At 57.8% G+C, this 13,066-nt stretch carries 9 protein-coding genes and 1 tRNA gene; 7 read left to right on the forward strand and 3 right to left on the reverse strand.

What is annotated here, in order from left to right; all coding sequences use genetic code 11:
- Window positions 1-152: 152 nt before the first annotated feature.
- The 3 genes from L861_RS17445 (at window position 153) to thpD (ending at window position 5,234) form a co-directional block, all read left to right on the forward strand.
- Window positions 153-2,192 (forward strand): sensor domain-containing diguanylate cyclase, encoded by a 2,040-nt coding sequence (locus L861_RS17445; RefSeq protein WP_016417966.1) that lies wholly within the window; start codon window positions 153-155, stop codon window positions 2,190-2,192.
- Window positions 2,193-2,282: 90 nt separating this feature from the next.
- The gene (locus tag L861_RS17450; RefSeq protein WP_016417967.1) at window positions 2,283-4,238 is read left to right on the forward strand and encodes a sensor domain-containing diguanylate cyclase; all 1,956 of its coding nucleotides are present in this window, start codon (window positions 2,283-2,285) and stop codon (window positions 4,236-4,238) included.
- 81 nt (window positions 4,239-4,319) lie between these two features.
- Window positions 4,320-5,234 carry an ectoine hydroxylase gene (gene thpD, locus L861_RS17455; protein WP_016417968.1) on the forward strand — a complete coding sequence of 305 codons (915 nt, stop codon included), beginning with the start codon at window positions 4,320-4,322 and terminating at the stop codon, window positions 5,232-5,234.
- A gap of 11 nt (window positions 5,235-5,245) precedes the next feature.
- On the opposite strand, the gene L861_RS17460 is transcribed toward thpD, so the two are convergent.
- Both L861_RS17460 and L861_RS17465 read right to left on the reverse strand, forming a co-directional pair.
- A tRNA-Arg gene (locus L861_RS17460) sits at window positions 5,246-5,322 on the reverse strand.
- 68 nt (window positions 5,323-5,390) lie between these two features.
- Window positions 5,391-7,475 carry a putative bifunctional diguanylate cyclase/phosphodiesterase gene (locus L861_RS17465; RefSeq protein WP_016417969.1) on the reverse strand — a complete coding sequence of 695 codons (2,085 nt, stop codon included), beginning with the start codon at window positions 7,473-7,475 and terminating at the stop codon, window positions 5,391-5,393.
- Window positions 7,476-7,733: 258 nt separating this feature from the next.
- Here L861_RS17465 and L861_RS17470 point away from each other — a divergent pair, with 258 nt between their 5' ends.
- Together L861_RS17470 and L861_RS17475 are read left to right on the forward strand one after the other, a co-directional pair.
- Entirely contained in the window at window positions 7,734-8,570 is an 837-nt protein-coding gene (locus tag L861_RS17470) for a methyltransferase domain-containing protein (protein ID WP_016417970.1), read from the forward strand.
- Window positions 8,571-8,628: 58 nt separating this feature from the next.
- Window positions 8,629-9,630 carry a methyltransferase gene (locus L861_RS17475; protein ID WP_016417971.1) on the forward strand — a complete coding sequence of 334 codons (1,002 nt, stop codon included), beginning with the start codon at window positions 8,629-8,631 and terminating at the stop codon, window positions 9,628-9,630.
- Between the two features lie 4 nt (window positions 9,631-9,634).
- Here L861_RS17475 and greB read toward each other — a convergent pair whose 3' ends face one another.
- The gene (gene greB / locus L861_RS17480) at window positions 9,635-10,174 is read right to left on the reverse strand and encodes a transcription elongation factor GreB (RefSeq protein WP_021029220.1); all 540 of its coding nucleotides are present in this window, start codon (window positions 10,172-10,174) and stop codon (window positions 9,635-9,637) included.
- Window positions 10,175-10,396: 222 nt separating this feature from the next.
- On the opposite strand from greB, the gene L861_RS17485 reads away from it, so the two are divergent.
- A complete protein-coding gene (locus L861_RS17485) occupies window positions 10,397-11,035 on the forward strand; it encodes a tetratricopeptide repeat protein (RefSeq protein ID WP_016417973.1) in 639 nt (212 codons plus the stop codon).
- 42 nt (window positions 11,036-11,077) lie between these two features.
- A complete protein-coding gene (locus tag L861_RS17490) occupies window positions 11,078-13,051 on the forward strand; it encodes a metallophosphoesterase family protein (RefSeq protein ID WP_021029221.1) in 1,974 nt (657 codons plus the stop codon).
- The last annotated feature ends 15 nt before the right edge of the window (window positions 13,052-13,066 follow it).

The following is a 13,066-nucleotide window of genomic DNA, read 5'->3' on the forward strand; positions in this document are numbered from 1 at the left end:
CTCGACGCAGGACAATGCGTGATCCCGTCTAGGGAAGAGAACAGTTAACGAACGGAAATAACAAGTAAAAAATTGCTTGGCCGAAGTGGCATCGATTCTCTCGTGTGACCTCGCCCGCCAATGCGAAACCAGGGAAAACTGACACGAACGCCATGGGCAGGACTCTTCGCAATATACGATTTCATATCCTGCATTTTCGCACCCTGCATTCCCGGCTATGGCTAGGTATCGGCATGGGGTGGCTAGTATTGGCTATTGTGATCCTGCTGTTTTCCTTGCAAATCGGTAGCCATTTGGCCAAGGACTCCAATACCACCCACCTGGAATACGAAGCCGCCCTCATTGCTGACCGGATCGAGGATGACCTGACGTCTGGAATCCGCACGCTGCAGCACCTCTCTCACGACATGTATGACGGACATAGTGCGGAGGAAGTGGCAGAAGGCTTACGTGGGGGAGGGCATCTCGATCATGTGTTCGGCATATTCGAATCGCTGCTGATCGTCTCTCCTGAAGGGCGGGTCGTGTTAGGTCTGCCGCAGACGAATGGCTGGGAGGGTCGGGACGTAGGGGATCACGCGTACTTTTCCTTCATCCGGCAAGCACATGGACCCCATGTCAGCGAGCCCTTCGTCGACTCGGCAACGGGCAAGCCGGTGGTGATCGCCGGCGTGCCATTGCATGATGAGTCCGGCCGTTTTGCCGGCATGGTGGCGGGAGTGCTCAGCGTGACCGACAGCGAGTTGTTCACCGGCCTGTCGCGTATCCGCATCGGCGAAGGTGGTTTCGTCTCACTGATGACGGCCTCGGGACGTATTCTTTCCCATCCGAATGCCAACCTGGTCATGCAATCGGTGCCGGAACGGAGTTCTCACCCCGTGTTGAGTCAGGCCTTGGCGGGGTGGGAGGGGGTTACCGAAGGATATCAGCTTGGTGGCGGTTGGGAGAAATATCTGGTCGATGGAGACTGGGCTCTGCAGGCGTATCGGCAGGTTGGTTCGAGCGGTTGGGTGGTGGGCGTCTATCTGCCCTTCGATCAGGTACAACAGCCGATCGTGTCCTTTCTTCATCAGCTCTTGTGGGTGGGGCTGACCACTGCGCTAGTGATATTGCCGCTTCTCTGGTGGTTGTTGCGAGAGTTGTTGAGGCCTTTACGGCTCTTGGAACGTCAGATCGCCCGTGTCGGGCGGGGTGAGGTGTCGCAAGTGCAATTGCACACCAATATGCGTGAACTGCAGCAGGTTGCCGAGGCCTTCAATGACCTCGAGGCTCGCCGTGGTAAGGCCATGGCATTCCTGCACGATCGTCAGGCGTTTCTCGATGCGGTCCTGGGTGCCTCGCCGGCGGCCATGTTCGTTAGCAATAGGGCAGGGCGGGTCACTTATATCAATCCTGCCGTAAGTGAGCTTACCGGCTATGACTTGCCGACATACCGGGATAGCGACTGGCGCTCGCATGTCCATGAGAAGGATCGCCAGGACGCCATCGACCTCTGGTTCGATGCCATGGCAACGGGGCGCGACTTTCAGCGTCAACTGCGCTATCACCGGGCGGATGGTGAATTGCTCTGGTTAGAGGTGCACACCAGCCAGGTGGTATCCAACGGCCAGCCGATCGGCTTTGTCGGAATCGTCAAGGACATTACCCAGCGCCGAGAACGTGAGGCCCTGCAGCGCTGGGAGGCAGAGCACGATCCCTTGACGGGGTTGCTCAATCGCCGTGGCTTCGAGCGGCGTCTGGAAGAGGCCATGGTCGAGTGGCAAAAGACGGGGGCGCCGTCGGCCTTGATCCTGTTCGATCTGGACCATTTCAAGCCGATCAATGACGAAGGTGGTCATGCGCTAGGCGACGAGATGTTGCGACGGATCGCACAGGTCGTGGCCTGGGAGGTGCGCCGTAGTGACCATGTGGCCCGTCAAGGCGGCGACGAGTTCGCCGTGTTGATGCCGAGCTGTACCCTGTCGCAGGCCAAGAGGATCGCCGACAAACTGCGCGAGGCGGTGCGGGAGATTTGCGTCACACATGCGGGCAAGGAATACCGGGTCACGCTGAGTCTCGGCATTGCCGGCTTCAATGACGGTGAGCGTGCCATAGAAGGCATCATGGAGCGTGCTGACGCGGCCTGCTATCGGGCCAAGACAAGGGGTCGGGATAGCGCTATCTTGGGGGCGGGAGGCGAGCCGATAGATTGATGTGTTGCATTTTATAACAAAGTGATGAGGTGTCAGACCAGAGCCGTGATAGCCTAATACCAACGCCTTATCGCTATGGTTCTACGCAGTATGGGATGGCTTCGTTCTCTGCACTCACGATTGTTGCTGGGTATTGGGTTGGGTTGGCTCGTACTGATTGCAGCCGTGCTGATCTATGCTTCCCAAGCAGGCAGTAATCTGGTCAGACAAGCCAATATCGCCCACCTTGAATATGAAGCGACTTTGATCGCACAAGATATCGAGCGAGCCATCAATGAGCGCATCGGTGCCCTGACACGTCTAGCTGCTCGGGTAGACCCCGATGCCGGGCAAGTCATTACCCAATTACGTGAAAATGAAAGCCTGTTGGAAGCCTTCGACTTGCTTGTGGTCGTCTCCGCCGAGGGTGAGGTGCTGGCAGATTGGCCTCGTTTGCAGGGGCGACGCGGGCTAGACGTGAGCGATCGCGAATACTTTCGCTTCCTGAAGCATGTGCGCCGCCCCTATGTCAGCGAGCCCTTCATCGGTGAAGCCAGTGATGTACCACTGGTAATGATTGGAGTGCCGATACTCGATGATGACGGTGCTTTCATCGGTATGGTTGGTGGAGTGATCAGTGTCAGAAATAGCGGTTTCTTTGCAAATTTGCGACGCATTCGAATTGGCGATAGTGGCTTTGCCGCATTGATGACCGCCTCGGGGCGTATCATCGCTCACCCGAAGGAAACCATGCTGATGCAACCGGTGCCTGGTGCCCAGCAGAACCCGGCGCTCGATCTTGCACTGTCTGGCTGGCAGGGGGCGACCGAAGGTTTGTTGCTTTCGGGTGAGCCGGCATTACAGGCCTACCAGCAGGTGTGGACGGCTGGTTGGATAGTCGGGGTATTCCTTCCCACCCGCCAAATACAAGGGCCGATCGATATCTTCGTGCGTGAGCTATGGTGGGTCGGGTTGCTCACGGTGGCATTGATGTTGCCGTTGTTGTGGTCGCTGTTGAAGGCATTGATGCGCCCGCTGCACCGCCTCGAGCGCCAGATTGGACGTATTGGGCGGGGCGAGGCTTCCAGGGTACATCTCTATACACGGATGCGCGAACTGCAGAAGGTAGCCGGCGCCTTCAATGACCTGGAGGTCAAGCGGGAGAAAGCGGCATCGCTGCTACAGGATCGTCAAGCCTTTCTCGATGCTGTACTTGCCTCTTCGCCGGTGGGGATGTTCGTGTGCAATCTGCGCGGCGAGATCGAGTACCTGAACCCGGCATTGGAGCAACTCACGGGATATTCGCTGGAGGCGTATCGTAACGGCTTCATCCTTGAGCATCTGCATCAGGATGATATGAATGACATTCGCGATCTGTGGTTCGACATGCTGAACACCGGTCGCGATTTCCAGCGCCAGTTCCGTTATTTCACCGCTGGCGGCGATACCTTGTGGCTCGAGGTCCAAATCAGGCAGGTTCTCGACCGTGGCGCACCTCTGGGGTATGTGGGAACCGTCAAGGATATCACCGAACGGCGCGAGCAAGAGGCCCTGCAACGTTGGGAAGGCGAACATGATCCTTTGACAGGGCTTCTCAATCGCCGAGGGTTCGAGCGTCGTTTGGAAGACGCCATGGCCGAGTGGCGAAAGGCAGGGACGCCATCGGCGCTCATTCTACTTGACCTGGATAATTTCAAACCCATCAACGACGAAGGTGGTCATGCCTTGGGCGACGAGATGCTACGCCGCCTTGCGCAGGTCATGGCCTGGGAAGTGCGCCGCAATGATCATGTGGCACGCCAGGGAGGCGATGAGTTCGCTGTGCTGATGCCCAGTTGTACCCTGGCACATGCCCAGGGGGTCGCCGAGTCCTTACAGAAGGTGGTGCGAGAAGTTGGTGTCATGCATGACGGTAAGGAGTATCGGGTAACGCTGAGCATCGGTATCGCCGGTTTCGACGACGACGACCGTTCCATCGATGATATCGTCAAGCGCGCTGATGCAGCCTGCTACCAGGCCAAAGCGCAGGGGAGGAACAAGATCGTCATGGCAAATGTCGCTAGTTAGGCGAGTGATGGCATGACTGTGCGTCGTGCTAGTTGACTCTCTACGGTAGGGACCAAGCATCAAACGATGCGGGAGTTTGCTATGACGGATACACAGGATCTGTTTCCGACGCGCTTGGAGCGCAAACTGGGGATGTTCGAGCGTATCGACCCGGTAGTGTACAGTGAGGGCAGTCAGCGCAACGATGGACCCTTGAGCAAGGAAGAGGTCGATGAGTTCGACAGAAAGGGGTTCATCTCTTTTGAAGGCTTTTTCGACAAGCAGGAAATGGACGCCTTCATTCAGGAGTTGAGAGAATATGAGGACGATGCAGATCTGAAGTTGTCTGAGGGGACCATCCTCGAGCCAGGAAGGGAGGAAATACGTTCGATTTTCGGTATCCATGAGGTTTCCGAGCGTTTCAGCCGCCTGACCCGAGATCCACGAGTCCTGGCGATGGTCCAGCAATTGCTGGGCAGCGATGTCTATATCCACCAGTCACGTATCAACTACAAGCCTGGCTTCAAGGGCAAAGGCTTCGACTGGCATTCCGACTTCGAGACTTGGCATAGCGAGGATGGCATGCCGCGCATGCGTTCGCTGAGCTGTTCTATCGTGCTTACCGAGAATGGCGAGTTCAATGGTCCGTTAATGCTGGTTCCCGGTTCACACCACTATTTCGTGCCTTGCGTGGGGCGCACACCGGTGGACAACTACAAGGAGTCGCTGAAGAGCCAGTATGTCGGTGTTCCCGATGAAGGCAGTTTGCGCGAACTAATGCTGAAAGGAGATATCGAAGCGCCCAAGGGTCCGGCTGGATCCTTGATAATGTTCGAGTGCAACACTCTGCATGGCTCGAATATCAACATGTCCTGCTGGCCGCGAAGCAATCTGTTCTTCGTTTACAACAGTGTCGAGAACACGCTTCACGATCCGTACTGTGGAAACAAGCCGCGCCCCGAATTCCTGGCCAACCGCAGTGATTGGCGGCCACTGGAGGCTATCGAGGGCAGATAGAGAAGTAGTGATGGCGCCCCCATCAGGATTCGAACCTGAGACCTTCCCCTTAGGAGGGGGACGCTCTATCCAGCTGAGCTATAGGGGCGCTGCGACAAGCGGCCGTTATTATAAGCGTCTGAACGCGCAAGATAAACCCGCAACGTTTTCTGGCGGTCAGTGAAGGCGGCTTAACAGATAGCGGGTTGGCGTGGGATGCGAGTCGTCGAGATAGCGGGTGATCAGCTCGCTTTCTTCCATGGGACGCCCGATATGGTAGCCCTGGCCCAGGTCGCATCCCATTTCCTTGAGTGCTTCGAGCTGGGCCTGGCTCTCGATGCCTTCTGCCAACACTTGGCGTTGCATGGCATGGCCCATGCGGATGATGCCGCTAATGAATTGCTGGCGGTCGGGGCGGCTGTCTACGTGACGAGTAGCGATGCGGTCGATCTTGAGGGTAGTGAGCGGTAGCTGGCTAGCATAGGTGATCGAAGACATACCCGAGCCGAAATCGTCCAATGCGACTTGGGCCCCCAGGCCTCGTGCTTCCTGGAGCAGGCTGCATGCCAGGTCCAAATCATGGAAGTGCGTCGATTCCAACACTTCGGCGATTAGGTAGGGATCGGTCAGGTCGTAGCGGGCACGGGTGGTTGCCAGGGCTTCGAGGAAGGCACCCGTCTCGATATGATCCTGGGACAGGTTGACGGCAACTAGTGTCCGGTAACCGGCCTGGCGAAAGCGGTGGGCCATGCGTCCAGCCTGGTCGATCAACCATTGCCCATAGGGCAGGCTCAGCGACGACTGAGTGATGACGTTCATGAAGTGTTGGGGACCCAGGATACCCTGCTTGGGATGCCGCCAGCGGGCAAGTGCCTCGAATCCAACGATCTCATTGTGGTGAAACGAGAGGATCGGCTGGTAGAAAAGCTCGATCTGGCCGCTTTCGAAAGCCGACTTGATGATCGAGAACACGTCTTCGCTGTCCGATGCTGGGCCAAGGGGGTCGGCCAAGGCAATGCGGTTCTTGCCGGACTGCTTTGCCTCGTACATGGCCGTATCGGCAGCATCGAGTAAGTGAGCGCAAGCGACACTGTGATCGTTGGTGAAGGCGATACCGATTGAAACCGAGACTTTGACCCACTGGCCGTTGTCGAGTTCGAACGGCTGGATGATGTCGTCGAGTACCTTTTGTGCGACCTTACCGGCCTTCTCGATAGTCCCCAGGCCATTCAAGGCAATCACGAACTCATCACCGCCAAAGCGGGCGGTAAGGTCGTTGGCGCGCATCAGGCGTTTCAAGCGACGACTGATCTCGATTAGCAGTTCGTCGCCACTGGCATGGCCGAAGTTATCGTTGACCGGCTTGAAGTCGTCCAAATCGAGAAACAATACGGCCAGGCCTGTCTGGGTAAATTGTAGGCTTTCGATCTGGCGTTCCAGCAAACTATTGAAATGTTCGCGATTGAATAACCCGGTCAGTGGATCGTAGCTGGCCATACGTTCCAGGCGGGCCTGATTGAGGCGTCGTTGTGTGATGTCACGGAACACGCCGATGTAGTTGACGATTTGGCCGGCTTCATCACGGATCGCCGAGATGGTGGTGTTCTCGATCAACTGACTACCGTCCTTGCGTCGATTCCAGATGTCACCACTCCAGAAGCCGCGCTCCTCCACAGCGGCGAACATGCTTTGATAGAAACCGGTATCGTGCTTGCCCGATGACAGCAGGTTGGGTTTCTTGCCGACCACTTCATGGCGGCTGTAGCCGGTAAGTTCGGTGAAGGCTGGGTTGGTATCGATGATGAGCTTGTCGGCATCGGTGACCAGTATCCCGTCATGCGTGTTACGGAATACCGCCTGGGCTAGTTCCATGCGCTGGCGGGCATGCTCACGCTCGCTGACATCGCGCTGAATACCGATCAGGTAGCGATGCCCGCTCTGCAACAGAGGCGAGATGCTTACCTCATTCCAGAACTTGGTGCCGTCTTTACGGCGGTTTTCCAAGGTTAGTGTGATGGGATAACCCTGTTCGATGGCATCGCGTAATGCGGCAATGGCTTCACGGTCGGTATTCTGGGTCTGCAGTAGACGGCATGATTGACCGAGTACTTCGTGACGGGCGTAGCCGGTAAGAATCTCGAAGCCACGATTGACGAATACCAGTGGACAGCCGGCGACCTCACCGTCGGCGATGGAGATGGATAGGCTGGGAATTTCCAGCAACCTGGCGAGCGTGGTCGGCAAGGCAGCAAGTCGGCCCAAAGTGCAGCACCTGGTTGATTGTCGTTTAGTGAGATTCTAATTCCTTTATGTGATGTGTGTCATTGTTTCGGCATTGTTGTTGTATGTATTAATTCTTAGAAATATTTAATCAAGCAAGCGTTGATGCTCGATTGGGACGATCGGCGCCACGCGGGAGCGACTTGACTGCGCGCATTCCCGCTATCGATTCGTCAGTGAGCTCATGGCGTTTGATGCGTAGAATGAGGGCTGTGACATGAGCCACCATGTGGAGCCTCGATGGCCGCCAGTTCTCGCACCACAAACCAGCCGGCACCGCTATCCGGATATGGCGACCGCCATTTCGATGGTCTTGCCGACAAGTTCGCCGCCAGCCTCTACGGTGCCTCGCGTGGTGAGATCCGTCTCGCCGTTCTCGACCACTTATTGCCGCGTATGCTTCGATTACAGGAGCAGCCGGTGCTGGATGTAGGGGCTGGTCTGGGACATATGAGCCTCTGGTTTGCCGAACGCGGCCATTCCGTGACCTTGGCCGAGCCTTCCACCGACATGCTGGAGGAAGCTCGTCGACAATTGGCTGACCGTCATGCCAGCTTTCTACAGCTTCCGCTTCAGCAGCTTGGCTATGAAGCTCCTGGCCCGTGGCCGCTGATCGTCTGTCATGCGGTGCTCGAGTGGCTGGGAGATCCGCGTGCCGCCTTGGGCATGCTGGCTGAGTTGCTCTCACCCGGTGGCCAACTGTCGTTGATGGTCTTCAATCACGACGCCCTGCGTTTTTCCAACGTGATCAAGGGCAACCTCGACAAGGCTTTGGCCGACCGTCTGGCAGGCACCGGCAAGCGCCAGCGCTTGACGCCGATTTCGCCACTGACGCATGCCGAAATCGAAACTTGGGCGAAGGAGAGTGGCTTGAGTATCGAGGCAGTGGCAGGCGTGCGAGTATTTCACGATTACCTGCGTGAACGTCATCCAAGTGCTGAGACCCTGACAAAACTAATCGAACTGGAGCGCCGTTATTGCATGGCCGAACCCTACTGGCGGCTGGGGCGCTATCTGCTTTATACCCTGACCAAGCCCGATACTTTGACGACGTCTCTAGCATCGAGCGAAAGCTGACAGCGCTCGACCATACCTACGAATTTTTCCCTTGGAACCGCTTCCCGGAGAGTCTTGCATGAGTGCTGAAACCTCTGTCTGCCAGTTGTTGGAACGCCAGGAGATGGATTATCGCGGCTGGCTATGGGTGGCACCGCCGCGTGACGCCTGGCTGGAGCACGGGCAGGGCAGGGTGTTGAGTGCCGATAATGGAGTGCTCAGCGTTTGGCACGAGGGAGGTCGACCGACGTTCGAAGCGCTAGCCAATGACTTCGGAGAGCCGTCCGGAGCGGTACTGTTCTGGCCCAAGACCCATGCATTGGGCGAATGGTGGCTGCTGACGTTATGTCGTCACCTGCCGGAAGGTACGCCACTGCAGGTGGTGGGTGAGAACAATGGTGGGGTCAAGCGCGTGCTCAAAGTGCTTGCCGCGCTGGGTTTGGGGTGTCGCAAGCGCGACAGTGCGCGGCGCTGTACCCTGTTCGAGACCCGCTTGGGCAAGGTTGTCATCGATCCCGAGGTGGCCTGGAGCCGCTTCGAGGTCGAGGGGCTGCAACTGGCCAGTCATCCCGGCGTGTTTGGCCACGGTAAACTCGATGAAGGCACACAACTGTTGCTGCAACAGTTGCCTGCAGTATTGCCGAAGAGGGAAGGCGCGTTTTCGGTACTGGATATGGGCTGCGGCGATGGCATCCTGGCTGCCTGGCTGGCTCGACGCGGGGCCCGTGTTACGGCAGTGGACGTCAATGCTTTCGCTGTCGAGGCCACGCGCCGCACGCTGGCAGCCAATGACCTGCAAGGCGAGGTGCAGGCCAGTGATGTCTACTCGGCGCTGGAAGGGCGGCGCTTCGATGCCATCGTCAGCAACCCGCCTTTCCACCAGGAGCGTAGCATCGACTACGGGCCGGCAGCACAGTTGATTGGTGAGGCCCCGCACCATCTCACACCCGGTGGCCAGTTGATCCTGGTAGCCAACGCTTTCCTGCCTTATCCGGATCTGCTCGACGCTGCGTTTGGTGGTTTCGAGATCCTTGCCGATGATCGGCGCTTCAGGGTCTATCGGGCGGGACTCAGGCCGTAGCTCATCAGGTGCTTGGCTCACGATATTCGATATCGGTGATGATATACGTCGTTTCGCCTCCGGGGGCGGTGACGGTGGCCTCGTCGTCGAGGGCCTTGCCGAGCAGGGCCTTGGCCAGTGGTGCATCGACACTGATCCAGCGCTTGTCGGTATTGGTTTCGTCGTGGCCGACAATGCGAATACGCAGCTCTTCACCTTCTTCATCTTCGAGCGTGACGAAAGCACCGAAGTAAATGCGGCCGGTGTCCGCCGGCAGCCGGTCGACCACCTGCAATTCGTCGAGCCGTTTGCCTAGATAGCGGATACGCGCGATGACACGGTTGAGTTCTTTCTTGTTATAAGTGTAATCGGCGTTCTCGCTGCGATCGCCGAGTGCCGCGGCCTCGCCTACCTTGGTCGAAAGTTCGGGGCGCTTCACTCGCGACAAATGGTCGTGAATGCCCTTGAGGCGGGCGTAGCCCTCGGGGGTGATCAGGTTGCTCTTGGGTTCCTGGCGCGGATCCTTGGCAGGATCGCGCCAGCGGGTCATATTGCGGCCTTTCATGGGGTCGTTCGCGCTGTCATTCGTTGATCACTACCTTAACGCAACCGTGGGATGCATACACGATAGCATGCGCGTCGCGTTGCAATTGGCGAATTATGGCAAGTGTTCCGCCTCACTGCTCAAGACTAGTAAATCATTCAAACGTTCGTTACATTTAATTGGCGATACCCTATCGCTGCAACGACACGCCCGTATGCAATAACAAAACGAAGGAGCTCGCCAATGATCCGCCGCCGGTTGTCGATCGCCATACTTGGAGTGGGGCTGTCGCTCGCTTCTTTGGGCATGGTCCAGGCCTATGAAAACGAGGTTTTCGCTCTCAAGAACCGGTGGGAACATATCACCACCCAGGTACCGGAACGTGAACGTGCCGATGACTTCTCGGCATTGGCCGAGGATGCAAGAACGTTGGCCGAGGAGTATCCGCAAGCCGCTCGAGTGCTGGTCTGGGAAGGTATCATCCTGGCATCCCAGGCGCGAGCACAGGGAGGGATTGGAGCGTTAGGGCTGGCCAAGGAAGCGCGTGCAGTGCTGGAGCGTGCCATCGACATCGACCCTCAGGGGAATAACGGTTCGGCCTATGTGACCTTGGGGGCATTGTATGATCGGGCGCCGGGGTGGCCACTGGGCTTCGGCGATAGTGAGACCGCGCAAGAGATGTTCTCACGAGCGTTGGAGATCCGACCCGAAGGCATTGACGTGAATTACTACTATGCCACCTTCCTCGAAGACGAAGGACGTCAGGGCGAGGCCAGGGAACATGCTCGCCGGGCGGTGGAAGGGCAGGCCCGCGAGGATCGGCAGGCCTCCGACGAAGCGCTGCGAGAGCAGGCGCGTTCGCTGCTGGCCGAGCTGGAGTAGATTCGAGACGCCACGTTGTCATTTGCGTTACGCTTGGCGTCCATGACAACCGTTGACTCCTCTCATTCCACGCTGCCCGCCGTTCTGGTCGGCCCCCTACTGCGCCGGGTCTCTCCTGAGCGGATCGTAATGTGGCTGGTCGGCTCTCGCCCATTGTCGTTGTACTTGACGCTGATACCGGAGGATGGCTCTGCGTCGCATGAACGCAGGCTCGATGACGCTTCATGTCGTTGCCTGACAGTGGGGCGTCATGCCCATGTGCACCTCATCGATGTCCGTCTCGAATCTCCCTTGCCCCAGGATGTGAGAATCGACTACGACCTGGCGCTAGTGGACGAGGCAGGCCGGGCCGTGAGTATTGCCGAGTGGGGAACGCACCTGAGCTATGATGGCGCCGCCTTGCCGGGGTTCGTGATCGCTTCACGCATCAGTAGCTTGCTGCATGGTTCCTGCCGCAAACCTCATCATCCCGGCGCCGATGGCTTGGCCCGAGCCGACACGTGGCTTGGCGAGCGATGGGCCGCATCACGCGAGCGTCCCGCTTGGCTGCTGATGACTGGCGATCAAGTCTATGCCGATGATGTGGCTGGCCCCATGTTGGCAGCCATCCATGCCTTGATTCGGCGCCTGGGGTTATTCGACGAAATACTGGAAGGGGCAACGGTAAACGATAGTCAGGCATTGTATGAGGCGCCGGAGAGTTACTACAGGCGCGAGTGGTTATTGCCCGACGTCGAGTCCAGCGAGGCACTGCGTGATCGTTTCTTCGGTGGGGTAAGAAAACCGGTCTTCACCTCGGCCAATGCCCACAATCACCTGATCACCTTTGCCGAAGTGATGGCCATGTACCTGTTGGTGTGGTCGCCTGTGCCTTGGCGGTTGATCGAGATCGAACGTCCCTCTCTCACAGCCGAGCAGGCAGCTCTTTACGAGCAGGAGCGCGTCATCATCGATGACTTCATCGGTAGCTTGTCTGGCGTGGCCAGGGTAATGGCAAACCTGCCGACTTTGATGATTTTCGACGATCACGACATCACCGACGATTGGAACCTGACCGCTGGCTGGGAACAGACGGCCTATGGACATCCATTCTCGCGGCGCATCATTGGCAATGCGCTGTTGGCCTACACGCTATGTCAAGGATGGGGCAACGATCCCGACCGCCTGGCTGACCCCATCGAAGCGTTGGTCCGTTTGTTGGCAAGGGCAGGTGAAGATCTCCGTTTGCCGGCTAGTGACCAGGATGCCCTGATTCAGCACCTGTTGCGCTTCGAGGGTTGGGAGTTCGTGGTGCCTACCACACCCCGACTGGTGGTACTGGACACGCGTACGCGTCGCTGGCGAAGTGAACGTCGCCGTAACCATCCTTCAGGGTTGATGGATTGGGAGGCGTTGTCGGAGTTGCAGCAGGTATTGCTGGACGCGCCCTCGGTCATCATCGTGTCGCCAGCACCAATGTTCGGCGTCAAGCTGATCGAAGGGGTGCAGAAGCTGTTCACTTTGGCTGGCAAGCCACTACTGGTGGACGCTGAAAACTGGATGGCCCACCGTGGCGCCGCCAGTGTCATGCTCAATATCTTCCGTCATTCGCGGACGCCGGGGAACTATGTGATCCTCTCGGGCGATGTGCATTACTCCTTCGTCTACGATATTCATATTCGCCACCGTCGCGAGGGGCCCAGGTTATGGCAGATCACCAGCAGTGGCCTGAAAAATGCGTTTCCCGATACGCTGCTGGACTGGTTCGATCGCCTCAATCGTTGGCTTTATACCCCCCTCTCGCCGTTGAACTGGTTCACCAAGCGACGTGCCATGCACATACGGCCGCGAACGCCAGATTGCGCCAAGGCTGGCGAGCGGTTGTGGAACGGTGCCGGTATCGGCCTGGTGCGGCTCGATGATGAAGGGTGTCCCAGTGAGATCGTGCAGCTCGATGCCAATGGTGACGATATCCAGTTCCTGGTTGATCGGCTCTCCACCGGCAGTGAGGGGGCAGACGAGGTTGGCATCCGCTAGCCAGGTCGTGATAAT

The organism is Litchfieldella anticariensis FP35 = DSM 16096 (assembly GCF_000409775.1).
Taxonomy (GTDB): domain Bacteria; phylum Pseudomonadota; class Gammaproteobacteria; order Pseudomonadales; family Halomonadaceae; genus Litchfieldella; species Litchfieldella anticariensis.

Coding starts and splice junctions, on each gene's coding strand:
- L861_RS17490 (WP_021029221.1), top strand. CDS start 11,078: ATGACAACCGTTGACTCCTCTCATTCCACGCTGCCCGCCGTTCTGGTC.
- L861_RS17445 (WP_016417966.1), top strand. CDS start 153: ATGGGCAGGACTCTTCGCAATATACGATTTCATATCCTGCATTTTCGC.
- greB (WP_021029220.1), bottom strand. CDS start 10,174: ATGAAAGGCCGCAATATGACCCGCTGGCGCGATCCTGCCAAGGATCCG.
- L861_RS17475 (WP_016417971.1), top strand. CDS start 8,629: ATGAGTGCTGAAACCTCTGTCTGCCAGTTGTTGGAACGCCAGGAGATG.
- L861_RS17485 (WP_016417973.1), top strand. CDS start 10,397: ATGATCCGCCGCCGGTTGTCGATCGCCATACTTGGAGTGGGGCTGTCG.
- L861_RS17470 (WP_016417970.1), top strand. CDS start 7,734: ATGGCCGCCAGTTCTCGCACCACAAACCAGCCGGCACCGCTATCCGGA.
- L861_RS17450 (WP_016417967.1), top strand. CDS start 2,283: ATGGGATGGCTTCGTTCTCTGCACTCACGATTGTTGCTGGGTATTGGG.
- thpD (WP_016417968.1), top strand. CDS start 4,320: ATGACGGATACACAGGATCTGTTTCCGACGCGCTTGGAGCGCAAACTG.